The 22,922-nt window shown below is 62.1% G+C and carries 25 protein-coding genes and 1 tRNA gene; 4 read left to right on the top strand and 22 right to left on the bottom strand.

Translation table 11 applies throughout. The features are described 5' to 3' along the window. Positions 1-22: 22 nt before the first annotated feature. The 12 genes from bamB to R3217_02510 form a co-directional block, all read right to left on the bottom strand. Entirely contained in the window at positions 23-1,210 is a 1,188-nt protein-coding gene (bamB, locus tag R3217_02565) for an outer membrane protein assembly factor BamB (GenBank protein MDX1454316.1), read from the bottom strand. Beyond that, positions 1,210-1,923 (bottom strand): tetratricopeptide repeat protein, encoded by a 714-nt coding sequence (locus R3217_02560; protein ID MDX1454315.1) that lies wholly within the window; start codon positions 1,921-1,923, stop codon positions 1,210-1,212. The genes bamB and R3217_02560 overlap by 1 nt, the downstream gene beginning before the upstream one ends. A gap of 57 nt (positions 1,924-1,980) precedes the next feature. Continuing rightward, positions 1,981-3,252, bottom strand: a complete 1,272-nt coding sequence (gene hisS / locus R3217_02555; protein ID MDX1454314.1) for a histidine--tRNA ligase — start codon at positions 3,250-3,252, stop codon at positions 1,981-1,983. A 21-nt stretch (positions 3,253-3,273) separates the two neighbouring features. Further along, entirely contained in the window at positions 3,274-4,305 is a 1,032-nt protein-coding gene (locus R3217_02550) for a DUF4115 domain-containing protein (protein ID MDX1454313.1), read from the bottom strand. After that, positions 4,298-5,059, bottom strand: a complete 762-nt coding sequence (gene pilW / locus R3217_02545; protein MDX1454312.1) for a type IV pilus biogenesis/stability protein PilW — start codon at positions 5,057-5,059, stop codon at positions 4,298-4,300. The genes R3217_02550 and pilW overlap by 8 nt, the downstream gene beginning before the upstream one ends. Next, the gene (gene rlmN / locus R3217_02540) at positions 5,056-6,168 is read right to left on the bottom strand and encodes a 23S rRNA (adenine(2503)-C(2))-methyltransferase RlmN (protein MDX1454311.1); all 1,113 of its coding nucleotides are present in this window, start codon (positions 6,166-6,168) and stop codon (positions 5,056-5,058) included. Before rlmN ends, pilW begins: the two co-directional genes overlap by 4 nt. A gap of 52 nt (positions 6,169-6,220) precedes the next feature. After that, complete coding sequence (gene ndk, locus R3217_02535) at positions 6,221-6,649, bottom strand: nucleoside-diphosphate kinase (GenBank protein ID MDX1454310.1); 429 nt, start codon at positions 6,647-6,649, stop codon at positions 6,221-6,223. A gap of 183 nt (positions 6,650-6,832) precedes the next feature. Continuing rightward, positions 6,833-7,156, bottom strand: coding sequence for an iron-sulfur cluster assembly accessory protein (locus tag R3217_02530; GenBank protein MDX1454309.1), 324 nt, complete (start codon positions 7,154-7,156; stop codon positions 6,833-6,835). Next, complete coding sequence (locus R3217_02525; protein ID MDX1454308.1) at positions 7,150-7,554, bottom strand: iron-sulfur cluster assembly scaffold protein; 405 nt, start codon at positions 7,552-7,554, stop codon at positions 7,150-7,152. Before R3217_02525 ends, R3217_02530 begins: the two co-directional genes overlap by 7 nt. A 38-nt stretch (positions 7,555-7,592) precedes the next feature. Continuing rightward, entirely contained in the window at positions 7,593-8,777 is a 1,185-nt protein-coding gene (locus R3217_02520) for an aminotransferase class V-fold PLP-dependent enzyme (GenBank protein MDX1454307.1), read from the bottom strand. A 38-nt stretch (positions 8,778-8,815) separates the two neighbouring features. Further along, positions 8,816-9,982 carry a cysteine desulfurase family protein gene (locus R3217_02515; protein MDX1454306.1) on the bottom strand — a complete coding sequence of 389 codons (1,167 nt, stop codon included), beginning with the start codon at positions 9,980-9,982 and terminating at the stop codon, positions 8,816-8,818. A gap of 9 nt (positions 9,983-9,991) precedes the next feature. Next, a complete protein-coding gene (locus R3217_02510; protein ID MDX1454305.1) occupies positions 9,992-10,810 on the bottom strand; it encodes an RNA methyltransferase in 819 nt (272 codons plus the stop codon). A 146-nt stretch (positions 10,811-10,956) separates the two neighbouring features. On the opposite strand from R3217_02510, the gene R3217_02505 reads away from it, so the two are divergent. Continuing rightward, positions 10,957-11,736 carry an inositol monophosphatase family protein gene (locus tag R3217_02505; GenBank protein ID MDX1454304.1) on the top strand — a complete coding sequence of 260 codons (780 nt, stop codon included), beginning with the start codon at positions 10,957-10,959 and terminating at the stop codon, positions 11,734-11,736. 68 nt (positions 11,737-11,804) lie between these two features. Here R3217_02505 and secF read toward each other — a convergent pair whose 3' ends face one another. From secF to R3217_02465, 8 genes are all read right to left on the bottom strand, one after another. Beyond that, entirely contained in the window at positions 11,805-12,737 is a 933-nt protein-coding gene (gene secF / locus R3217_02500) for a protein translocase subunit SecF (GenBank protein ID MDX1454303.1), read from the bottom strand. A gap of 9 nt (positions 12,738-12,746) precedes the next feature. Further along, positions 12,747-14,609, bottom strand: a complete 1,863-nt coding sequence (gene secD, locus R3217_02495; GenBank protein MDX1454302.1) for a protein translocase subunit SecD — start codon at positions 14,607-14,609, stop codon at positions 12,747-12,749. A 28-nt stretch (positions 14,610-14,637) separates the two neighbouring features. Then, a complete protein-coding gene (yajC, locus tag R3217_02490) occupies positions 14,638-14,967 on the bottom strand; it encodes a preprotein translocase subunit YajC (GenBank protein ID MDX1454301.1) in 330 nt (109 codons plus the stop codon). Positions 14,968-15,072: 105 nt separating this feature from the next. Next, positions 15,073-16,188, bottom strand: coding sequence for a tRNA guanosine(34) transglycosylase Tgt (tgt, locus tag R3217_02485; GenBank protein MDX1454300.1), 1,116 nt, complete (start codon positions 16,186-16,188; stop codon positions 15,073-15,075). After that, positions 16,185-17,228, bottom strand: coding sequence for a tRNA preQ1(34) S-adenosylmethionine ribosyltransferase-isomerase QueA (queA, locus tag R3217_02480; protein ID MDX1454299.1), 1,044 nt, complete (start codon positions 17,226-17,228; stop codon positions 16,185-16,187). Before queA ends, tgt begins: the two co-directional genes overlap by 4 nt. Positions 17,229-17,312: 84 nt before the next feature. Further along, the gene (locus R3217_02475) at positions 17,313-18,359 is read right to left on the bottom strand and encodes a PDZ domain-containing protein (protein ID MDX1454298.1); all 1,047 of its coding nucleotides are present in this window, start codon (positions 18,357-18,359) and stop codon (positions 17,313-17,315) included. Positions 18,360-18,393: 34 nt separating this feature from the next. Beyond that, positions 18,394-19,089, bottom strand: a complete 696-nt coding sequence (locus tag R3217_02470) for a hypothetical protein (protein ID MDX1454297.1) — start codon at positions 19,087-19,089, stop codon at positions 18,394-18,396. Further along, entirely contained in the window at positions 19,086-19,649 is a 564-nt protein-coding gene (locus R3217_02465) for an RNA polymerase sigma factor (protein MDX1454296.1), read from the bottom strand. The genes R3217_02470 and R3217_02465 overlap by 4 nt, the downstream gene beginning before the upstream one ends. 116 nt (positions 19,650-19,765) lie before the next feature. On the opposite strand from R3217_02465, the gene R3217_02460 reads away from it, so the two are divergent. The 3 genes from R3217_02460 to R3217_02450 all read left to right on the top strand — a co-directional run bounded on the left by R3217_02460 (position 19,766) and on the right by R3217_02450 (position 20,883). Next, positions 19,766-19,852: transfer RNA gene (locus tag R3217_02460), tRNA-Leu, on the top strand. Between the two features lie 89 nt (positions 19,853-19,941). After that, positions 19,942-20,481 (top strand): NUDIX hydrolase, encoded by a 540-nt coding sequence (locus R3217_02455; GenBank protein ID MDX1454295.1) that lies wholly within the window; start codon positions 19,942-19,944, stop codon positions 20,479-20,481. A gap of 78 nt (positions 20,482-20,559) precedes the next feature. Then, positions 20,560-20,883, top strand: a complete 324-nt coding sequence (locus R3217_02450) for a ferredoxin family protein (GenBank protein ID MDX1454294.1) — start codon at positions 20,560-20,562, stop codon at positions 20,881-20,883. Positions 20,884-20,955: 72 nt separating this feature from the next. Here R3217_02450 and R3217_02445 read toward each other — a convergent pair whose 3' ends face one another. Beyond that, complete coding sequence (locus R3217_02445; GenBank protein ID MDX1454293.1) at positions 20,956-21,687, bottom strand: DsbC family protein; 732 nt, start codon at positions 21,685-21,687, stop codon at positions 20,956-20,958. A gap of 113 nt (positions 21,688-21,800) precedes the next feature. Next, complete coding sequence (gene xerD / locus R3217_02440) at positions 21,801-22,694, bottom strand: site-specific tyrosine recombinase XerD (protein ID MDX1454292.1); 894 nt, start codon at positions 22,692-22,694, stop codon at positions 21,801-21,803. Positions 22,695-22,922: the final 228 nt, after the last annotated feature.

Raw genomic sequence — 22,922 nt, 5'->3', positions numbered from 1 at the left:
AGTCAGTCACTCCTGCCAGGGTTCACGACCGTGACTGCAGGCGGTAGGCGGCAACATCACCATCGGCCGACTGCACCACCAGCAATTCGCCAGCAATGACTCCCCGCTGCTGCAGGGGTTCGCCATCGTGCTCGATGCGATATTCGATTTCGCCAGTCGCGCGATTCAGGAAGTGCAGGTAGCCCTCTTCATCGCCCACCACGACCTTGTCCTGGAAAATGACGGGTGCGGTGGCTCCGCGGTAGAGCAAGCCTTCCTGGGTCCAGAGATCACGCCCCGAAAGGCGATCGAACCCGCGAACCTTGCCTTCTTCGTCAACGATGAACACATCGCTGAAATCCACCGCCGGCGACAGCAGGCTGGAAAGCTCTTCGTTCCAGAGCTCGTCGCCCGTCTGAAGCATCAGGTTGACCAGCGCGCCGTTGTACCCCGTGACATAGACATCGTCGCGAAAGACGGCCACTTCGGCATCGACATCGACCAGCTCGCTGATGACCGTGCGTCCACCCGGAACACTGACCTGGGACTCCCAGACAGTACTGCCATCGTCGGTCCTGACCGCGACCACGCGACCGTTGTCGAAACCGACAATCACCTTGTCACGCGCCATGACGGGCGTGGAGAGGCCACGAAGGGTCAGGCTTGGAATCTCCCGGCCGGTTTCCCAGCGGACTTCGCCGCTGGCCGCATCCAGCGCGACCAGGTAGCCATTGGCCAGGCGCACCACGACGAGGCCCGCGCCGATGGCCGGCGGTGCCAGGACTTCACCCGTGACTTCTGCCTGCCAGCGCTGCTCGCCGCTGCCTGCATCCAGCGCAAGAACCCGACCATCGCTGGTACCGACAGCCACGATCCCCTCGCCTACCGATGGTCCTCCGGAAAACGGCATGTACTCGGACGGTCCCCACCAGGCAAATTCATAGGAATCGAACTCCCACTGGACGGAACCGGTCTGCGCATCCAGCGCCACCACATGACCCTTGTGGTCGGCCACGAAAATACGGCCATCCGCATGGGAGGGGCGCAAACCGAAGCGCAGCTCCTCACCCAGGGAACTCAGCGAATGCGTCCACACCTCTCTGACCTCATAGCCTGCCGTCGGCAGGTCGGTCAGCGGGGTCGGCGGCGTCGGATCGTTCGACGCACAACCAGCGGCCAGCGCCAACGTGGCCAGCAGTGCGGATACTCGGGAGAAAACCTGCATCGACATCATTCGCCAGCCTGGCTGTCATCACCGGATTCAGCTGTTGCGTCGGCAGGCTCGTCAGCAGCACTCGCCGTATCGAGTGCCGACATCGGCATCTCGACATTCTGCAGCTTCATTTCGACCATCTGGCGATCACCAACCGCGTCACCATCCAGCAAGGCCAGCGCTTCGCTGTAGTGAGCGCGTGCCTGTTCGCGGTCGCCCTGCAACAAGGCCGCATCACCGAGGGTCTCCTGGTAAAGGGCGTCATATGCGCCGGCTTCCACGGCAGTCAGCAACGACGTCGCGTCGGCTGCCTGGTCGGTCATCAGCATGACTCGCGCGAGGCGCAGGCGCGCCAGCAGGGCCAGTTCGGGATCATCGCTGTTGTTCATGGCCCAGCGAAGCTTGCCGGCTGCCGCCTGCAGTTCGCCGTTTTCGACCAGCTTGGCGGCGTGCAGCAACGCAGCCTGTGCGGCATACGGCGTGCCCGCGTAGTCGCTTTCCAGCGTGCCCGTCCGGGCTGCGAGGGTCTCGAGGTCTCCGTCCAGGGCAGCCTCCGAAGCAGCCTCGAACACGTTCGACGCCTGCTCGGTCAGCTCCAGCTGACGGGCTTCCCACATGCGATACCCGACCACGGAACCAACGCTGATGAACAGGCCTACCGTGATGAACAGCCAGTTCTCGTTCCACCAGGCCTTCAGTGCCTGCAATTCGTCATGTTCGTTCGTTGCCACTTTCCTACTCTCCACTGTTCGCATCGATCGGATGCGAGATATCAAAAAAATTTGTTGTCAGTCGACCAGCGCCTGCAATCGCGCCAGGACCTCGGCTTCCGCTAGCATTTCCTGTTCCCCGCCACCGCGCAGTGGCTTGAAGGCAACCTCGCCGGAGGCGACCTCGTCATCCCCCAGCACCAGCGCCACCGCGGCGCCACTCTTGTCGGCCTTCTTGAACTGCGACTTGAAACTGCCGCCCGCCAGATTCGTCACCAGGCGCAAGCCGGGCACCTTATCCCTGAGCTGTTCGGCAAGCAAGACGCCCTTGCGCCCGGCAGCCTCTCCGACCAGCACGAGGTAGGCGTGAGGCAGCAGCGGCTCGGGGGTCAGCCCTTCCACTTCAAGCAGGGCGATAAGTCGCTCGATGCCCAGTCCCCAGCCGATGGCCGGCACGGGCTTGCCACCCAGTTGCTCGACCAGGCCGTCGTACCGGCCACCCGAGCAAACCGCGCTTTGCGCGCCCAGCTTGTCGGTTGTCCATTCGAAAACGGTGCGATTGTAGTAATCCAGGCCACGTACGAGCCGCGGATTCAGCGTCCAGGCAATGCCGCAGTCATCCAGCAGGCCACAGACCAGCTCGAAATGCGCCCTGGAATCGTCATCCAGAAAGTCAGCGAGCACCGGCGCATCGGCCAGCAAGGCGCGGGTTCCTTCGTGCTTGCTGTCCAGCAAGCGCAACGGATTGGACTGCAGGCGCCGCCTGCCGTCGTCATCCAGCTCGGCCTCGTGACCGCTGAAGTACTCGACAAGGGCGGCACGATACTGCGAGCGCGCCTCGACCGAACCCAGCGAATTGAGTTCCAGTGTCAGGCCCTCAAGCCCGAGGCGCTGCCACAGGCGCGCCGACAGCTGGATCACCTCGACATCGGCAGCCGCCGACTCGATACCGAAGACCTCGACACCGAACTGGTGAAACTGCCGGTACCGGCCCTTTTGCGGTCGCTCGTAGCGAAACATCGGGCCGGAGTACCAGAGCTTCTGGATCTGGTTGTGAAAAAGGCCGTGCTGGATGCCGGCGCGAACGCATCCGGCAGTGCCCTCCGGTCGCAGCGACATGCTCTTGCCGTTGCGATCGTCGAAGGTATACATCTCCTTTTCGACGATGTCGGTCACTTCGCCGATCGAACGCGCAAAAAGAGCGGTCGATTCGACGATCGGCATGCGCATTTCCTGGTAACCGTAAGCCGCAAAGACATCCTGTGCGGCGGCTTCCACCTGCTGCCAGACGGCCACCTGCTCGGGCAGTATGTCGTTAAAGCCCCGGATGGACTGGATGGTGTCGCTCACGTCAGTTCCTGGTTCTTTGTCTTAGCGTGAAGTGGGGATGCCAAAGCGTGCGGTATTGTCGCGGCGGGTGTAATCCGCCAGGTCGAACTCTTCGCCGTCGACCATGATGCTGACGGCCGGCGCATTGCCCAGGAAGATCCGCACGGCTCCTTCTGCCGTCACGACCCGGCGGCTGCCCGCGGTCTGCAGATCGTAAAGCAGGGCCTTGCCATTGCTGTCATAAATTTCCACCCAGCACTCTTCATCGAAGGCCAGCTCGATCGTCCGCTGGACGCCATCCGCCTCCGCCTGCTGCTCAGTCACGGCTGGCGCGACATTATCCGCTGTGTTCGATTCCGACGGACGCTCCACTGTCGAAGCATTGTTGCTCGACAGCTGGCGGCTGTTCGCCGCTGGCTGTCGGCCAGTTTCGCGCCCGAGCGCATTCGCATCGGCATCCTCTGCTGGCGATACAGTCTCGGGATCCTTGTCGGGCCCGGCCGGGCTGCCTGAGACCGGCTCGCTATCACCGCCTGCCGGCTCCGCACCCGCAACATCGGCGGCCACAGCTGGCTCTTCAAGCCTGTCGACCGCAGGCAGCATGCCCTGCGAAATATCTTCCTGGGACTCGGCAGGCATCGCATCGTGGTTGTAATACCACCAGCCCGCGGAGCCGATCAGCAGGACGAGCAACAGGATGCCGCCGACCACGCGCAACCAGCCAAGTCCGACGCCCGGCGCCATGGAAGGCCCTTCGGCCGATCGCTTCACAAGGCCTGGTTCCGACGGATGCTGGCTGGCTTCGTACGCTGCCACCAGCGGTGCCGCTTCCATGTCCAGCAGCTTTGCATAGTTCCTGATATGACCCTTCACGAAGACCGGCGCACCAAGAGACGCGTACTCATCGCGCTCGAGCGCTGCGAGCATGGCCTCGGCAACATGCAGCGACATGGCCACCTGGCCCAGGGTCAGGTCATGGGACTCTCGTTCCCGCTTCAATGCCTCGCCAGGCTGAATGCCGGCCGGCTGCTGCTCTTCGCTTGCCGCGTCGACGTCGTCGTGATGCTCAGTCACTGCGACTCTCCATCAGCAGGTTGGCTTCACGGGAATCCGGGTAGTCACGCATGAGAATGTCGCTGTAGCGTTTCTCCGCCTGCTTGTCCTCGAGGCGACGTTCGATACGCACCCCCAGCCAGATGGCTTCCGGCGGCAGGGTTGCGGTCGACTCGAGTCGCTGCATGAACGCGCGCGCACCCAGGTAGTTGCCGCGCTCGAAACTCAGGTCTGCCATCTGCCACAGGGCCAGCGGGTAAGCAGGATTGATCTTCAATGCCTGCCGATACATGTTCTCCGCTTCGGCGAAGTCGCCCTTTCGCTTGGCACAGGTGCCAGCGTTGGTCCAGGCGCTCTCCGGACGACCGTAGTACTGATTGTTGGCTGCCAGCATGAACATCTCGATGCCGTCATCATACTCGCCGCGATCACAAAGGAAGCCGCCGAAATTGTTCTGCACGGCGGCATCCTCGGGCGCGAGATCCAGCGCTTCTTCAAAGCTGTCCTCGGCCGCCGAGTATTCCTTCAGCTCTGCCAGCAGCATGCCCTTGACCAGGTGCGCCTGGGCATAGTCGGGATCCTGCTCGATGGCCTTCTCGATCTTTTCCATGGCGACTTCTCGCTGCCCGATCCGGAAATACTCGAGGGCCAGGTTGGTATTCGATGCCGACGCCTGCGGATCGACCTTGCTCTTTCCAGCCGTCGAAACACAGCCGGTCATCGCGACCGAAAGCAGGACCAGCAGAAACGTGCTTTTGATTCTTGTTGTCATCATGTCTGCACCCGTGCCATGTGAGCTGCCATTTTTTCTGCGCGCTTGCTGCGATCTGCCACTTTGCCAGCCAGCTGCCCGCAGGCGGCATCGATGTCATCACCGCGCGTCTTGCGCGTGACCGTTACCAGGCCCTTGCGAACCAGAATATCGCGGAATGCGTTGATGCGTTCAATGGGCGAACGCTCGTAAGGCGTTCCCGGGAAGGGGTTGAACGGAATCAGGTTGACCTTGCAAGGCAGCCCGCCCAGGAGCTTCGCAAGTTCGCGCGCATGCTCCGGCTTGTCATTCACGCCGTTCAACATCACGTACTCGACGTAGATGTGACGATGCGGCTTCTTCTTCACGTAAGCCCAGCAGGCCTCCATGAGTTCCTTGATGGGATATTTCTGGTTGATCGGCACCAGCACGTCACGCAACTCGTCATTCGGCGCGTGCAACGAAACCGCCAGCGCGTACTCGGCTTCCTCGTTGAGCCGATGCATGGCAGGCACGATGCCAGAAGTGCTGACCGTGACGCGGCGCTTGGACATGCCGTAACCATAATCATCCAGCAGGACATGGATGGAACTCAGCACGTTCTGGTAGTTGGCCAGCGGCTCGCCCATGCCCATGAAAACCACGTTGGTGATGATGCGATCACCACCCTTGGAGTAACCCAGCAGCTTGTTCGCCAGCCAGACCTGGCCGACGATCTCGGCAGCCGACAGGTTGCGATTGAAGCCCTGCTGGGCAGTCGAACAGAAGGTGCAGTCCAGCGCGCAACCGACCTGCGATGAAATGCACAGGGTGCCGCGCTCGTCCTCGGGAATGAACACCATCTCGATGCCGTTGGTGGCATCCATGTTCAGCAGCCATTTGCGAGTGCCGTCCTTGGAAACATTGTCGACCATCACCTCGGGGACACGCACTTCGGCAATCTGCTTGAGCTTGTCGCGCAGCTTCTTGCTGACATCGGTCATGCGGTCGAAGTCGTGCTCGCCCGCAGCATAGATCCACTTCATGACCTGGCGCGCGCGAAACGGTTTCTCGCCCATGTCGGCGAAAAACGCTTCCAGCTCGGCACGTGGCATGCCCAGCAGGTTGATCTTCTTGTCAGCGGCTTCGGTCATCTGTAATTCCAAAGTAGCTGCCCGGCTTGATTGCCGGGCAGCCAGTACTGCTTTATCGCGTGCGCTCGCACACGCCTTCCGGGAAGAAGAACTTGATCTCTTCCGCGGCGGTTTCCGGCGCATCCGAACCGTGCACGACGTTCTCGTCAACGGTCTTGGCGAAATCTGCGCGGATGGTGCCAGCCTCGGCCTCGGCCGGGTTGGTCGCACCCATCAGGTCGCGATTCTTCGCAATGGCGTCTTCGCCTTCCAGGCACTGCACCATGACAGGACCCGAGGTCATGAAACCAACGAGGTCGTTGTAGAACGGACGCTCCTTGTGAACCGCGTAGAATTCGCCAGCCTGCTCCTTGCTCAGGTGCACCATCTTGGCGGCGACCACCTTCAGGCCGGCCTTCTCGAAGCGGCTGTAGATGTCACCGATGATGTTCTTTGCAACGCCATCCGGCTTGATGATGGAAAGGGTCCGTTCAACTGCCATTTTCGAAAAATCTCCGTAGTCGTATTGCACAAATGAAGCAAACCCGCGAAATCGCGGGTTTGCGGGTAAATTCAAGGGTTTAAGTGTACGTTGACGGCCGGTTTCAGGCAATCAAGGAAGCGCCAAAAGGCGGTCAAATCCCCGGTTTTTCACAGTTTCGGCCCGACCGGGGCCAGCGGCCGATCAGACCGTGAAGCTTTCGCCGCAGCCGCACTCGTCCTTGACGTTGGGATTGCGGAATTTGAACATCTGGTTCAGGCCCTCCGAGATGTAGTCCACCTCGGTGCCGTCCACGAAAGTCAGCGCGTCTTCCGGCACCACGACCGTCAGGCCCTGGCTTTCGAAAGTCTGTTCGCCTTCCCTGATTTCATCAGCAAAACCAAGGTCATAGGCCCAGCCGGAGCAGCCGGTCTTGCGCACGCCCAGGCGCAGGCCAAGCCCCTTGCCACGCTTTTCCAGGTGGTTCCGGACGTGGGCAGCAGCTTGTTCGGTCAGGGTGATCACGATGCGATTTCCTCGGGATGCGATTCGTTCAAAATGGCCTGGTACAGAGCCTTGATGGCGTCTTCCAGCAGTATTTTCAAGTCCAGCTTCTCGGCCGGCAAGGGCAGCTCGGTCTCCAGGAAACCTGCCCGGAAATCCTGCAAATCCACCACGGCAGCCCCCTCCAGGCGCTCGGCAAGCAGGTCCGCAGCCGCCACCAGGTGGGGACAGCCTATCGCCTGAAATCTCAGTCTTTTCAGTCGCTTGCGATCGTCGACAAGGGCCTGGAAACAGATTTCAGCGTCCCTGGCGCGGGAACGCAGGGTAACGGCCACAGCGCCCGGCAGCGATCCCGAGAACCGCGGTTCGGCAAAGCGTCGGGCCACTTCTGGGCCATAATCATTCAGTACAGGGCCGTTCATAAGCCCTTATTTTAACAGGATTTTCAGCCTGTTTCCGGTCAGTCGCCTTGCGCCAGCAGGGCCCCGGCCACCGCGCGCAGCTTGCTCACTGCCTCCGTGACCAGTTCCACGGCGCGTTCCACGTCCTGTTCGCTGGTCCAGCGCCCCAGGCTGAAGCGCAGGCTGGCGCCCGCCAGGCGATCAGACCGGCCCAGGGCCCTGAGCACGAACGAGGGCTCACGGCTGGCGGAATTGCAGGCCGAACCCGCGGACACGGCCAGCGCCGGCAAGGCAAACTGCAGGGATTCACCATCGACGCCCTCGAAACTGACGTTCAACACGCCCGGCAGGCTGTGCTCGGCCGGCGCATTGCGGTGTACCCCGCCCAGCGTTGCCAGTCCCTGCCAGAGCTGCTCACGCAGCCCGACCAGCCTCTCGGCCTCGGCGAGCTGGTCCTCGACTGCCAGTGCCAGCGCACGGCTGAGGCCCACGATCTGGTGGGTCGGCAAGGTTCCGGAGCGAAGTCCGCGCTCGTGGCCGCCACCGTGCTGCTGGGCCTCGACCGGCCCGAAGCCCGGGCGGACGTAGAGGATGCCGATGCCCTTGGGCCCGTAGAACTTGTGGCCGCTAGCCGCCAGGGTATCGATCGGCAATTCATCGAGATTCAGCGGCAGCTTGCCGGCAGACTGGGCGGCATCGACGTGGAACGGGACACCCGCTTCGCGACAGACCGCGCCCAGCTCCGCGATGTCATTGACCACGCCGGTCTCGTTGTTCGCGTGCAGCAAGGCGACCAGTGCCGTGTCCTCCCGCAGTGCGGTCCGCAACTGCTCAGGCGTGATGCGGCCTTCGGCTTCAGGCACCAGCCAGCTGACCTCGAAGCCCTCCTTTTCGAGCGCCTTGCAGGCATCGATCACGGCCTTGTGCGAGGTCTTGTCGGTCACGATGTGCTTGCCGCGACGGCTCGCCCGGGCAATGCCCTTGATCGCCAAGTTGTCGCTTTCAGTGGCGCCGGAGGTAAAGACCAGGTTCTCGGGGCGGGTATGCAAGGCGGCGGCGGCTTCGGCGCGCGCCTGCGCAACGGCCTCGGCTGCTTCGCGGCCCGCGGCATGGCCGGTCGAGGCCGGGTTCGCAAACACACCGGCCGGGGTCAGGAATGTCATCATGACCTCCGCCACCCGCGGATCGACCGGTGTGGTCGCCGCGTAATCCAGGTAAATCATTTCTCCACTGCCAGCATTCATGGATCGCTTGCCCCTTCGCGTTCTTCAGTTCCGTATCGCTACCAGCCGACAGCCCCACCCGCGGACTGACTCGGCAAGGCGCCCCGGAGGTTTTCCAGGGCACCAAGAAATTCGTTCACTTGTTCATGCGTATTGTCGAGGCCAAAGGTCACGCGGATCGCGCTGCGCGCGGCATCCGGCGGCACGCCCATGGCGGTCAGCACGTGACTCGGCGCGCTGTCACCGGAATGGCAGGCCGAGCCGGTCGAGACCGCAAATCCCGCACGGTCCAGCCCCATCTGCACGGTATCGCCGGCATAGCCGGCGACGCCGAACTGGCAGGTATTCGGGAGGCGCTCGCTGGCCGCGGCAAAGAGGGTGATGCCGGGAATCGCCGCGAGGCCTCGCTCGAGCTGGTCACGCAACTGGCGGGTGTGCGTCGAAAATTCCGCCTGGCTTGCGACCGCGTGTGTCGCCGCAACGCCGAAGCCCACGATGCCCGGCAGGTTTTCCGTGCCCGAACGCAAGCCGGCTTCCTGTCCTCCGCCATGCTGGCCGGCAAAGAGCTCGACGGCGCCAGCCAGCAACAAGGCACCCACGCCCTTCGGCGCACCGATCTTGTGGCCGGAGATCGACGCCAGGTCGGCACCCAGCTCGGCCATGCTGAACGGCTGCTTGCCCGGCAGTTGCACGGCATCGCAATGGAACACGGCACCCGCGGCGTGGGCGAGCTCCGCCAATGGCGCGATGTCGGTCAGCACGCCGGTCTCGTTGTTGGCAGCCATCAGTGACACCAGCAGGACCTCATCATCGAGCAGGGACCGGTAGGCAGGCAGGTCGATATGACCGTCGGCAGCCACGGGAACTTCCTCGACGGTGAATCCGAGCCGCCGCAGGGCGAAGGCCTCGTCGCGCACCGCTGCGTGCTCGGTGCTGCCAACCAGCAGGCGGCGGCGCGCAGCGCCAGTCGCCAGCGCCTGCAAGGCCACGCCGCGCAGTGCCAGCGCATTCGATTCCGTGCCACCGCTGGTGAACACCACCTGGCGTGGATGCACGCCGGCAAGCTCGGCAACAGCGCCGCGGGCATCATCGAGCGCATTGCGCGCCAGGCGGCCTGGGGCATGGATGCTGGAAGGATTGCCAAAATTCCCGCCCAGCATGGGCAACATGGCCTCCCGCACCTCGGGTAGCACGGCCGTCGTCGCGTTGTGGTCGAAGTAGATCATTCGTCCATTCTACTCCTGCTCGTCGCCGTGACTCGCTTTCTCGAACAAGGATTTGTCCACCTCGGGCAGCGGTCCCTTGGGATCGACCTCCGGTGCAAAGGCGCGCAGCATGCCGCGCAGGATCTGGACTTCATTGGTATCCAGCCCGGCCCGTCCGAACAGCGCACGGAAGCGCCGCATCAGGTGCTCCGGGTTGTGACGCTTGAGGAAATCACGTCGAGCCAGCACGTTGCGCAGGTGGTGGTAGAGCCGTTCCATGTCCTCGTGGCTGGCAGGCGGAAAGTCCGGCTCCTGCACCGGCACCTTGCTGGCCAGCATCGCCATCCGCAGCTCGTAGGCAAGCACCTGCACCGCCGCACCGAGGTTCAGCGAGGAGTACTCGGGGTTGGCCGGGATGTGAACCAGGTGGGTGCACAGGTCGAGCTCTTCATTGCTGAGCCCGGATTTCTCCCGCCCGAATACAACGGCTACCTGCCCGGCGCCCGTCGCCTCGACCAGCCGTTCGCCTGCCTGGCGGGGATCGAGCTGCTCCCACTGGATGGAACGCAGGCGTGCGGATGTGCCCAGCACCAGGTGGCAATCCGCCACCGCCGACGCCAGGTCCTCGTGCACCGTGGCCTTCGCGAGGATGTCGTCCGCGCCCGAGGCACGATCGGAGGCTTCATCCGAGGGGAAATGCCAGGGCTTCACCAGGTGCAAGGCACCCAGTCCCATGACTTTCATGGCGCGGGCTGCGGCACCGATATTGCCGGGATGACTGGTCTCGACCAGCACCACGCGAATGCGCTCGGCTGCCGCAAGACCCTGTCTGGACTGGCTATCGCTCACAAAACACTCCAATGGGCTGTTTTCCGTGCCCCGGCTGCTGCCAGCCGGGAAATTCTGCTATTCTACGCGACCTTGGCCAGCCCGACAGGGTCTGGCCCCCGCCGCGAGTCCGGCGGGAGCTTCTTTGACATCGATAAGGTGGAATCATGCATCCCATGCTGACAATCGGCGTGCGTGCCGCGCGGCGCGCAGGCGACATCATCTCCCGGTCCATGGACCGACTCCCGGAGATCAAGGTCGAAACCAAGGCGAACAACGATTTCGTCTCGGAAGTGGACCGCAAGGCCGAGGCCGCCATTATCGATACCATCCGCCAGTCGTATCGTGACCATGCCTTCCTCGCCGAGGAGTCAGGCAAGACGGGCGATTCCGATCATGTCTGGATCATCGACCCTCTCGATGGCACGACCAATTTCCTGCATGGCTTCCCGGTGTTTGCCGTGTCCCTGGCCTTGCAGGTCAAGGGCCGGACCGAAGTGGGCATCATCTACGACCCCATGCGACAGGAGCTCTTCACTGCCGAGCGCGGTGGTGGCGTCACGCTGGATGACAAGCGCATTCGCGTCGGCAAGCGCAAGGAGCTGAACAATTCGCTGATCGGCACCGGCTTCCCCTTCCGCGACGCCGAGAATCTCGACACCTACATGCCGATGCTGCGCGCCATGCTGGAACAGACGCGTGGCGTGCGCCGCCCGGGAGCCGCTGCCCTGGATCTCGCCTACGTGGCAGCGGGCCGGCTCGACGGCTTTTTCGAAATGGGCCTGCAGATCTGGGACATCGCTGCCGGTGCCTTGATGGTGCAGGAGGCCGGCGGCCTGGTTGGCTCGCTGGATGGTGGTACCGACCATCTCGAAACCGGCAACATTCTCGCCGCCAATCCCAAGCTGTTCGCACAGATGGCGCGGGTACTGAAAGCCGCCAGGTAGCAGTTCCCCCGCTCGAAACGAAAAAAGCCGCTGCAGTGCAGCGGCTTTTTTCGTGCCCGATGACTGCCTTACGGCATGTCGTCGATTGGTTCCTTCTCCGACAAGGGAAGCAGGTCTTCCTTCTCCAGGCCCAGCGCCAGGGTCAGCGCGCTGGCAATGTAGATCGAGGAATAGGTACCCACGACCACACCGATCAACAAGGCAAGCGCAAAGGAATGGATCACCTCGCCGCCGATGTAGAACAGCGCCAGCAGCACCAGGAAGGTCGTGAACGATGTCATCAAGGTGCGCGACAGGTTCTGATTGATCGACTTGTTGGCAATCTCCATCGGCGTGCCCTTGCGCACCAGCCTAAAGTTCTCGCGAATGCGGTCATAGACCACGATGGTGTCATTCAGCGAATAACCGATCACGGCCAGCACGGCCGCCAGCACCGTCAGGTCGAACGGAGCCTGCAGGATGGAAAACATGCCGACAGTCAGCAGCACGTCATGGGCCAGTGCCGCGACCGCGCCGATGGCCAGCTTCCACTGGAAGCGCAGCGAAATGTAGATCAGGATGCCCATCAGCGCGAACATCATCGCCAGGATGCCCTGCTCCTTCAGCTGCTCGCCCACCTGCGGGCCAACGAATTCGACGCGACGCATCTCGGCGCCACTGTCCTGCTGGCGCAAGGCGCCCAGCACGTTATCCGAAATCTCCGCGTTGGAACGCTCGTCTCCCGGTTGCAGCCGGATCAACACATCCGACGTGACACCGAAGTGCTGCACGATGGCATCCGGGTAGTCGATGGACGCCAGGGTATCGCGAATCGGTTCCAGCTCGACGGCTTCCGGGTAACCCACTTCCAGCAGCACGCCTCCGGTGAAGTCGATGCCGAAGTTGAGGCTGCGAGTCACCAGGCTGCCGGCTGCCACGAGGATCAGCACCAGCGAAATCACGAAGGCGAACTTGCGCAGTGACAGGAAATCGATGGTCGTCTCTTTCTTGAAGAATTCCATGGCGGTTCCTCAGATCGAGATGGACGTGACGCGACGCCCACCGTAAATCGCATTCACCAGCGCACGCGTTCCCACGATGGCCGTGAACATGGATGTGATGATGCCGATCGACAAGGTGACCGCAAATCCCTTGATCGGGCCGGTACCAAAGATGAACAGCACCAGTGCCGCGATCAACGTCGTGACGTTGGCATCGGCAATGGTCGAGAAGGCCTTGTCGTAACCGGCATGGATGGCCGCCTGCGGCGTGTTGCCGGCGCGCAGCTCTTCCCTGATTCTTTCGAAGATCAACACGTTGGCGTCGACCGCCATGCCGACTGTCAGCACGATGCCGGCAATGCCGGGCAGGGTCAGGGTGGCCTGCAGCAAGGACAGCACTGCCACCATCAACACCAGGTTGATGGTCAGGGCAGCATTCGCGACCAGGCCGAACATCTTGTAGTAGACCAGCATGAACACGATCACCAGCAGGAAACCAAGCTGCACGGCCAGCGTGCCCTGCTCGATGTTGTCAGCGCCCAGGCTCGGGCCGATGGTGCGCTCCTCGACGATATTGATCGGTGCTGCCAGCGAACCGGCGCGCAACAGCAGCGCAAGGCTGCGAGCCTCGTTCGGCTGCAGGCCGGTCACCATGAAGCGGTTGGAAAACACGCCGGCAATGTTCGACAAGGAAATGATTTCCTCTTCCGCGCGGAAACGGGTTTTCGGCTCGCCGTTTTCCAACACCGTGAACGGCTTGTTCTCGATGAACACCACGCCCATGCGCTTGCCCAGGTTTTCCTGGGTATTCTGCAGCATGCGACGACCACCCTGGGCATCCAGGTTGACGTGCACGGCCGGTGCACCGTTCTGGTCGAAGCCGGAGGTCGCGTCGGTCAGCTGGTCACCGGAAACGATGACCTCTCGCTGCAACAGGACCGGGCGACCGGTCTCGCGATCGGTGTAGAGCTTGGCGCCTGCCGGTACGCGACCCGTGCGTTCGGCCGCATCGGGGTCACCGCCTTCGTATTGCATCCGGAACTCGACTGTCGCCGTGGCGCCGAGAATCTTCTTGGCGCGAGCGGTGTCCTGCACGCCCGGCAGCTGGACCACGATACGGTCCTCGCCCTGGCGCTGCACCAGCGGTTCGGCCACGCCGAGTTCATTGACACGATTGCGAATCGTGATCGTGTTCTGCTGGATTGCCTGGGTCTTGATTTCCTTGATGCGCTCTTCGGTCAGCGTCGCGACCACCGCCGGCTCGTCCGACTCCGCGTCGATTCGATAGGACAGCTCGGGGTATTTCTGGCGCAGTTCGCGTTCGGCAGCCTCGAGGTCATCGGCCTTGCGCAACTCCAGGCGCAGGTCATTGCCCTCCCGGTCGACACCCAGGTACCGGATGCGCTCTTCGCGCATGGTGGTCTTGAAGTCGCCCTCGTAACGCTCGAACTGCTGGTTGAGGGCCGCATCCATGTCGACTTCCAGCAGGAAGTGCACGCCACCCCGCAGGTCGAGACCCAGGTTCATCGGCTGCAGGCCGAGATCGGCCAGCCAGTCCGGCGTCTTGGCCGCCAGGTTCAGCGCAACGGTGTAATCGTCGTCATTGCCCAGCGTGGCCTGCAGCAGGTCGACGGCCTTGAGCTGGTCATCGGTATTCTTGAATCGAGCCAGCAGCTGGCCATCTTCCACCTCGACCGACAAGGGATCGATGCCACCATCAGCGAGCACCTCGCGCGCCTCGGTCAGCGCCGACACGGTGATGGCCTCACCGGACTCGTGCGAAACCTGGACGGCCGGATCCTCGCCATAGAGGTTCGGCATGGCGATCAAGAGGCCAGCGGCAGCCACCAGGACGACCAGCAGGTTCTTCCAGAGCGGGTATTTGTTCATCATGAATCGAGTTTCCTCGGGAGAATCGGTATCAGAGCGTCTTCAGCGTGCCCTTCGGCAGGACGGTAGCCACGGCATGCTTCTGGATTTTCAGCGTCATGCCATCGGCAACGTCGACGTGCAGGTATTGCTCGCCCACCTTGGAGAGCTTGCCGGCGATGCCGCCATTGGTAACCACCTCGTCGCCGACCGACAGTGCTTCTACCATCTGGCGATGCTCCTTGGCGCGCTTGCTCTGCGGACGAATCAGCAGGAAGTAGAACACCACGAAGATGAGGATCAAAGGCAGGAGCTGGGCCAGCAGGTTGGGTTCGCCGGCCGATTGGCTGGCAGCCATTGCGTCGCTAATGAAAAATCCCATGTCAGAATCCTTGTATTGCGGTTTGCGAAATTCGAGCTGAAACAGGGCTTTCTGGTCCCTGTTTACGGCGCCGCCCGGACCAGGCCGGGCGGAGAAAGTGGCCGATTATGCCACAGGCGGCGGGGTTTTCCCGAGCCGGGCGTAGAAATCGGCCACGAAAGCCTCCAGCGTTCCAGCCGATATGGCGTCACGCAGGCCCTGCATCAAGGCCTGGTAGTGAAAAAGGTTATGAATGGTCGACAATCGCGAGTAGAGAACCTCACCGCATTTGTCGAGATGCTTGAGATAGGCCCGGCTGTAGTTCTGGCAGGTGTAGCAGGCGCAATCCGGGTCGATGGGCGCGGTATCGTCCTTGTAGCGGGCGTTGCGGATTTTCAACACACCAGTCGAGGTGTACAGGAAGCCCGTGCGGGCGTGGCGGGTCGGCAGCACGCAGTCGAACATGTCGATGCCGCGGCGCACCGCTTCGACGATATCTTCCGGGTGCCCGACACCCATGAGGTAGCGCGGCCTGTCGGTCGGCAGCTCGTGCTTCAGGTGGTCCAGCACCCGCAGGCGATCTTCTTCCGGTTCGCCCACCGACAGGCCACCCACGGCAATGCCGTCAAAACCGATACCCATCAGCCCGTGCAAGGACTCGGACCGCAGGGATTCGTACATGCCGCCCTGGACAATCCCGAACAGCGCATTGGGATTCTCGCCATGCGCCTTTTTCGAACGTTCAGCCCAGCGCAAGGACAACTGCATGGACTTGCGGGCCTCCTTCTCGGTGGCCGGGTACGGCGTGCATTCATCGAATATCATCACGATGTCGGATCCGAGCTTGTGCTGGATGGCAATGGCTTCCTCGGGACCGAGGAAGACCTTGTCGCCGTTGACCGGGGACTGGAACGTCACGCCCTGCTCGGTGATCTTGCGCATCTCCGCCAGGCTGAACACCTGGAAACCGCCCGAGTCGGTCAGAATCGGGCCATCCCAGTGCATGAAATCATGCAGGTCGCCATGCTTCTCGATGATGTCGGTCCCGGGCCGCAGCATCAGGTGGAACGTGTTGCCCAGGATGATCTCTGCCCCGATGCCCCGCACTTCCTCGGGCGTCATGGCCTTGACCGTGCCATAGGTCCCCACCGGCATGAACGCCGGCGTCTCTACCGTGCCCCGCTCGAACTGCAGCTGGCCACGCCGTGCGAAGCCATCCGTGGTGTGCAACTCAAACTTCACTCGCCTGCTCCCGCGCTGCCCTGGCGTTCCAGGAACATCGCATCACCATAACTGAAAAACCGGTATCGCTCGGCCACCGCATGGCGGTAGGCACGCATGATGTTGTCGTAACCGGCAAATGCCGACACCAGCATCAACAGCGTCGACTCCGGCAGGTGGAAGTTGGTGACCATGGCATCGACCACCTTGAATTCATACCCCGGGGTGATGAACAGGTCTGTATCGGCAGAATACGGCGCCAACTCGCCGGATTGCGCAGCGGCCTCCAGCGAGCGCACCGACGTCGTACCGATGGCAATGACCCGGCCGCCGCGTTCACGACAGCGCCGAACGGCGGCGCACACCTCGGCAGAAACAATTGCATGTTCCGAATGCATGACGTGCTCGGAGAGATTCTCGACCCGGACCGGCTGGAACGTCCCTGCCCCGACATGCAGGGTGACGAATGTCGTCTCCACGCCCCTGGCCGCTATCTGTTCGAGCAAGGCATCATCGAAATGCAGTCCGGCAGTTGGCGCGGCCACCGCGCCGGGCTCGCGGGCGTAGACCGTCTGGTAACGCTCGCGATCGAGCTCGGCATCCTCTCGATCGATATAGGGCGGCAGGGGCATGTGACCGTGCTGCTCCAGCAACGCCACCACGTCCTCGGCAGGGAATTTCAGCCGGAACAGGTCACCCTCGCGACCCAGGACTTCCACGGACAGCTCGTCTTCAAGTCGCAGCACATTGCCAGGCTTGGGTGACTTGCTGGCGCGCACATGTGCCAGCACTTCACCGCGTTCCTGGATGCGCTCGACCAGCACCTCGACCTTGCCACCGGTTTCCTTTTCTCCCAGCAGCCTCGCGGGCATGACACGGGTGTCATTGAAGACCAGGAGGTCACTGGGCTCCAGGCGGTCCAGCAGCCCGGTAAAGCGGGCATCTTCGATCCGGCCCGTATTGCCGTCGAGGCACAGCAGACGGGAGGCCGATCGCTCGTCCTGCGGGTACCGGGCGATCAGCTCGTCCGGCAGATCGAATGTGAAGTCACTGCGCTGCATGGGATGCGCAGTTTAGCAAAACAAAAGCCCGCCAGCGGCTGAAGTGACGCTGGCGGGCCGTTGCTGTCTCGGCTGCGCGGTCGCTCAGCCTTCGGCAGCCGGTGGCTCGGGTGCCTCGGGCGGGCGCGGCCTCCAGCGCATGCCGACCTCGCGTTCGGGCACCTTGATGCTGACGGTCTGGCGCTTCTTGTTGCGCAGGATCTTTAGCTCGAGATCCTCGCCGCCCTCGTAGGAAGACATGATCTTCAGCGCATGACCCGGATCCCGCGGCTCGCGACCATCAATTTCCAGGATCACGTCGCCATCCTTGAGCTTGTAGGCCTCCTCATGGGGGGCTCGCACGACCAGCAGGCCCTTGTCGGTGCCAAAGTAGGCGCCGAGGTCCTTGCTCAGGGTAACCAGTTCCATATCGCCGATACCGCTCATCAAGCGAACGAAGAACGGTGCATCCGGGGGTGCCGGGATGCCCTTGAATCGCGCCATGACTTCCGGGACAGCTTCCCCTTCCAGGCCACGCAAGCGAACATCGAATTCCTCACCCATCGGTCCCGACAGCATGCGGCTGATAACAAGCGGCTCCGACTCACCCGTCGTTATCGTGACGCTGCGTTCGTCGTCACCGCGCAGGTAGGCAACCTCAGCCTCGTCCCCCGGCTCCTTGCTCTTCATGATTTCCATCAGGCGTCGCTGGGCCTTCTCGTCGCCATCCGACAGATCCTTGCCATCGAGTCCGACAAGGATATCTCCGGAACGAAGTCCGGCCTTGTCAGCGGGACCTCCCGGCGTGACCGACAGGACCTTCAATCCATCAACCTTGTCCTCGCCATCCATGCTGCCGATCACGATGCCAAGTACGGCCCGGTCCGGTGCGCCACCGAGATCGCGCATGAATACCCTTACATTGTTGTCGAAGCCATCCATGTTGCGGGAGAGCTCGGAAACCCGCCGCGCGGCTTGCTCCAGCGCTTCGCGCGCTTCACGCAATTCCTTGCGCTGGGCCTCACGATCCTTGTCACTGTCGGCATCAGCCGGGTCCTGGGCGCTGGCAGGGAAACTGGTGACTGCCAGCAGGCCGAAGACCGCTGCGACCAGCAGGCCCTTGCATCCCGTTGTACGATTTTCGTTGTTCATTTCGACACTCCTTTCCGATCGAAAACTGTCTGAGTCAGATACTGTTGGCGCGATCGGCAGCGACGCTTACCGTGACCAGTGATTCCATCAGGTCAACGCGTCGTTGCCAGAGTTCGCGGCGTTGCTGTTCGCCGAGCGCTGTGCCGGCGGCCAGCTGGTAATCCACCAGCGCGATACTGCTTTGCAGGGACTCGACAGCGCTGACTTCCCGGATGCTGCGCACGCCAGGCTGTCCGAGACGATCCAGCATGGCCTCAAGCTCTCCGGAACGTTGCTGCAGGCTGGCTACCGACACCTGCGCCTCCTGGCCGCTGCCATTGAGCCCGGACCCGGGCTGAACGCTGCTGACAGGGTTCAGGTCGACTGGCAGGCTCGGAGACTGCAAGCCTGCAAATTGCAGGGCGAGCAAGGCGCCCAGCGCCATCAGCCCGAGACCGGCCGCGACCGACAGCCACGGTGCCTGCCAGGACAAGGGCAGCACGCCCGCCTTGCGATCGCGGACCAATACTTCGTGGCTGGACGTCAGTCGCGACCACAACGCCATGTCCGGCTCGGGATCAGGCAGTCCCGCCAGCGTCGCCGGCGCGCCCTCAAGCTCGGCAAGCCGGGCCTGGCATGCCCCGCAATGCTCGAGATGCTGCATGACATCCGTAGAGATCAGTCGACCGTCTCGACTCGCCAGCAGCTGGTCGATGGCCGGATGTGCCTGTGCTGTTGTCGTCTGGTTCATGGTGCTCTGTCCTCCGTGGCGCTTGTCGCCACCAGGGCTTGCAGCCTGGCGTAGCTGCGAGCCAGCTGGGATTTCGAAAAGCTGCTGGTCCTGCCCAGCAGGCCGCCGATTTCCTCGTGCGTGTAACCCTCGACCTCATGCAACCAGAGCACGGTGCGACCTTCCGGGCTCAATTGCCCAAGCAGGCTTTCAAGGTCGCTGGCGGTCAGCAAGTCGATACCCAGGGCTCGCTCGGCATGGAATTTCTCGCCATCGGCTTCGTCGACCCGATGTTGTTCCCAGTAGGAACGCAGCAGCATCAGGCAGCGATTTACGGCAATCCGCCGGATCCACATGCCCAGCGGCGAGTCACCGCGAAAGCCGTCGATCTTGCGCATCACGTCGATGAACGTGTCCTGTACCACCTCGTCGGCCAGGTCGTTGCGCTGCAGGATCCGCCTGGCCAGGCCGAGAACGGGGCCGCCGAACTGCCGATACAGGGCTTCGAAGGCCTGCATGTCACCCGACCGGGCCCTGTCGATCACCGCCGTATCGACCGCTTGTGAAAATTTGCTGCTCATCTGCTAACTATGATGCCTGGGCCGGGAAAAGGGTCGCAGCCAGGGAGGATTTTTAATGGCACCCGGCGATTCGGCTTGCCCGAAATGGCTGATCGCCTATACTGTGCGCCTTGCCCGCCCGGGTGGCGAAACTGGTAGACGCGCGAGATTCAAAATCTCGTTTCCGCAAGGAAGTGTCGGTTCGATTCCGACCCCGGGCACCAACTTCCGCCTTTCCGCCGCAGCCGCGGCTTGCTGGACCCGGGACCCGGGCACTGGCAGGATGTCGACAAGCTACCCGTGAGGCCCGTCCATGCAGTTCTGCAGCAGTTGCGGCAAAACCGTGTCCCACCGTGTTCCCGACGGGGACAACCTGCCCCGCTACGTCTGTGACCACTGTGGCACCGTCCATTACCAGAACCCGCGCATCGTCGCCGGTGCGCTGGTGACCCACGAGGGACGGATCCTGCTTTGCGAAAGGGCCATCGAACCCCGTTACGGCAAGTGGACACTGCCGGCGGGCTTCATGGAGAACGGCGAGACCATCGAAGCTGCCGCTGCGCGCGAGACCTGGGAAGAGGCACGCGCAAAGGTGGAGCTGGCGGCCTTGTATACCATCATCAATGTGCCGCATATCAGCCAGGTCCACATGATGTATCGGGGAACCATGCAGGACGGTCGACATGAGCCAGGGCCCGAGAGCCTGAAGACAGCCTTGTTGCTGCCCGACGAAATACCCTGGGACGAGCTGGCCTTTCCAAGTGTCAGGTTCACGCTCGAGAAGTTCCTGGAAGATTCCAAGGGCGCGGAATTCCCGTTGCATACCACCGAAATCGAGCCCCGCCGGACATGATTTGCCCCGGCCAGCTATGGCAGAATTTCGTCGCTGGCCCTTGATGGCCGCTGACAATCAAACAGCCCGGGAGGTCGCATGACCTTTGTCGTTACCGAAAACTGCATCAAGTGCAAATACACCGACTGCGTCGAAGTCTGCCCGGTGGACTGCTTTCACGAAGGCCCCAATTTCCTGGTAATCGATCCCGAGGAATGCATCGACTGCTCGCTCTGTGAACCGGAGTGCCCGGCCAATGCGATCTTTGCAGAGGATGACCTGCCCGCAGAGCAAGAGCATTTCCTCAAGCTGAATGAAGAGCTTTCGCAGGACTGGCCGGTAATTACGGAACAGAAGGAGCCGCCGGCCGATGCCGAAGAATGGGATGGAAAGCCGGACAAGCTCCAGTACCTGGAGCGCTGAAGCGCGATCGCTTGCATGAAAAAGGGCCGCGTCGCGGCCCTTTCTGTTTCCAACTCCACGACGCCAGCGAGATCAGTCGTTCTGCTCCGCTTTCAGTCGCTCCAGCAACTGCGCAGGTGGCAGGTAGCCACGGTAGAAAGCACCACTTTCCGAAAATATCGCCGGCGTGCCGCGAATGCCAAGGGACCGGCCGATATTGAAATGCTTCATCACCAGGTCCTTGCGCGGGCAATCCGTGTACTCAAAGGACAGGTCCTGCTTGGCACGCCCCATTGCTTCCTGCGGATCCGTCGCGCAAGCCAGGTTCTGCATCTCCTGCCAGTTGGGCGAAGCCAGCCCCCGACGCGGATAGTGTGCATAGCGCACGGCAATCCCTGCATCGTTGTATTCCTCGATCTCGCTGTGAAGCAGGCGGCAGTAACTGCAACTGGTATCCGTGAACACGGTTACCGTGTATTCCGGTGCCTCCGGCGAGAACGTGATGAACTCAGACTCGTCCATGCTGGCAAGCACGGCCTGCCGAGCTTGACGCTGGCCATGCTCCGTAAGGTTGATATCACGCTCCAGGTCGAACAACTCGCCACGCAATACATAGCGACCGTCGGCCGACACATACAGAACAACTGGTCCGACCTTGGTTTCGTAGACACCGGGGATCGGCGTCTTGCGGATGCTGTCAGGATCGACCTGCGGAATCATCTGGATGATCTTCTGTCGATCCTCCTCCTCACCCGCAACCGCACCGGGCACAGGCAGCGTGAGAAGGATGGCAGCAAACAGCGTAGCGGACATTGGAAGGCGCATGGATGAACTCTTGATTGATCAATGGTTTTGACAGCCCCGGCCGAGATTCGTTCCGGGAGACCGGATACTGGCAGAGGTGGGCCGGAGTCTCAACTGACGGTCCGCCGCGACGGTCAGCCGCGCGGGTGATGCTCCTGGTGGAGCTCCTTGAGACGTTCACGCGCGACGTGAGTGTAAATCTGCGTGGTGGACACGTCACTGTGCCCGAGCAGCATCTGGACGACGCGCAAATCAGCGCCGTTGTTCAGGAGGTGAGTGGCAAACGCATGGCGCAAGGTATGTGGTGAAAGCGACTTGCTGATACCGGCCTGCTCCGCATACCGCTTGATGATGTGCCAGAAGGCCTGGCGCGTCATGTGGTCGCTGCGCCGCGTCGGAAACAGGTATACCGTCTGGCGCCGGCGCAGAATCTGCGGCCGACCTTCAGCAAGGAACTTCTCGAGCCAGCGCATCGCTTCTTCGCCCAGGGGAACCAGGCGCTCGCGATCGCCCTTGCCCATGATGCGAACGACGCCCTGGCGAAGATTCACCTCGTCCAGCTGCAAGGCGGTCAATTCGGAAACACGCAAACCGGTTGCGTACAGCACTTCGAGCATGGCACGGTCGCGCAAGCCTAGGGGATCACCGATATCGGGTGCCGCCAGGAGCCGCTCGACTTCCTCTTCCGAAAGCGATTTCGGCAAGGGGCGAGACAACTTGGGCATGTCGATGTTCTGGCTGGGATCCCCGGTGATGCGGCCTTCACGAATCAGCCAGCGATAGAAACGTCTGATGCTCGACAGCTGCCTCGCGGTCGATCGCGGGCGAGCGCCCTGTTCCACACGCCAGGCAATGAAATTCATCAACTGATCACGGCGGGCTTCCGCCACGGGAATATCGAATTCCCGGAGCCAGCGGGCGAGCGAGACGAGGTCGGCACGGTAGGCGGCGAGGGTGTTCGCGGACAGACCACGCTCTACCCACATTGCATCCAGAAAAGCTTCGATATCGACACCATCGGCGGGCATGATGCCGCGCTCGACAGCCTCTTCCGCTTTACCCAACCCAGTGGTTTTCATGTTTTCCCCGCTGCGCATCAGACGCTCTGCGATACCCGTTAATTTTACAATAATTCTGCTAGATAGCTATCAGCCGATGTATGAAATTTTACAAAAGTCACAGCCGCGCGCTGTGACAGCTATCACAGCTTATGTAAAAACTGCCTGGCCTGGGCAGTATCTGCAAGAGGTTGATTT

This window comes from Gammaproteobacteria bacterium, assembly GCA_033720895.1.
Lineage (GTDB): Bacteria > Pseudomonadota > Gammaproteobacteria > Natronospirales > JAJUFS01 > JAWWBS01.
Note: the sequence above shows the minus strand (reverse complement) of the source record. Positions and strands in the feature narration are given on the sequence as shown.

What these genes read in the sequence shown, in the direction of transcription:
- bamB (MDX1454316.1), bottom strand. Translation starts at nt 1,210, where the DNA reads ATGTCGATGCAGGTTTTCTCCCGAGTATCCGCACTGCTGGCCACGTTG.
- pilW (MDX1454312.1), bottom strand. Translation starts at nt 5,059, where the DNA reads ATGATGACAACAAGAATCAAAAGCACGTTTCTGCTGGTCCTGCTTTCG.
- rlmN (MDX1454311.1), bottom strand. Translation starts at nt 6,168, where the DNA reads ATGACCGAAGCCGCTGACAAGAAGATCAACCTGCTGGGCATGCCACGT.
- ndk (MDX1454310.1), bottom strand. Translation starts at nt 6,649, where the DNA reads ATGGCAGTTGAACGGACCCTTTCCATCATCAAGCCGGATGGCGTTGCA.
- R3217_02525 (MDX1454308.1), bottom strand. Translation starts at nt 7,554, where the DNA reads ATGAACGGCCCTGTACTGAATGATTATGGCCCAGAAGTGGCCCGACGC.
- R3217_02520 (MDX1454307.1), bottom strand. Translation starts at nt 8,777, where the DNA reads ATGAATGCTGGCAGTGGAGAAATGATTTACCTGGATTACGCGGCGACC.
- R3217_02515 (MDX1454306.1), bottom strand. Translation starts at nt 9,982, where the DNA reads ATGATCTACTTCGACCACAACGCGACGACGGCCGTGCTACCCGAGGTG.
- R3217_02505 (MDX1454304.1), top strand. Translation starts at nt 10,957, where the DNA reads ATGCATCCCATGCTGACAATCGGCGTGCGTGCCGCGCGGCGCGCAGGC.
- secF (MDX1454303.1), bottom strand. Translation starts at nt 12,737, where the DNA reads ATGGAATTCTTCAAGAAAGAGACGACCATCGATTTCCTGTCACTGCGC.
- secD (MDX1454302.1), bottom strand. Translation starts at nt 14,609, where the DNA reads ATGATGAACAAATACCCGCTCTGGAAGAACCTGCTGGTCGTCCTGGTG.
- yajC (MDX1454301.1), bottom strand. Translation starts at nt 14,967, where the DNA reads ATGGGATTTTTCATTAGCGACGCAATGGCTGCCAGCCAATCGGCCGGC.
- queA (MDX1454299.1), bottom strand. Translation starts at nt 17,228, where the DNA reads ATGCAGCGCAGTGACTTCACATTCGATCTGCCGGACGAGCTGATCGCC.
- R3217_02475 (MDX1454298.1), bottom strand. Translation starts at nt 18,359, where the DNA reads ATGAACAACGAAAATCGTACAACGGGATGCAAGGGCCTGCTGGTCGCA.
- R3217_02470 (MDX1454297.1), bottom strand. Translation starts at nt 19,089, where the DNA reads ATGAACCAGACGACAACAGCACAGGCACATCCGGCCATCGACCAGCTG.
- R3217_02465 (MDX1454296.1), bottom strand. Translation starts at nt 19,649, where the DNA reads ATGAGCAGCAAATTTTCACAAGCGGTCGATACGGCGGTGATCGACAGG.
- R3217_02455 (MDX1454295.1), top strand. Translation starts at nt 19,942, where the DNA reads ATGCAGTTCTGCAGCAGTTGCGGCAAAACCGTGTCCCACCGTGTTCCC.
- R3217_02450 (MDX1454294.1), top strand. Translation starts at nt 20,560, where the DNA reads ATGACCTTTGTCGTTACCGAAAACTGCATCAAGTGCAAATACACCGAC.
- R3217_02445 (MDX1454293.1), bottom strand. Translation starts at nt 21,687, where the DNA reads ATGCGCCTTCCAATGTCCGCTACGCTGTTTGCTGCCATCCTTCTCACG.
- xerD (MDX1454292.1), bottom strand. Translation starts at nt 22,694, where the DNA reads ATGCCCGCCGATGGTGTCGATATCGAAGCTTTTCTGGATGCAATGTGG.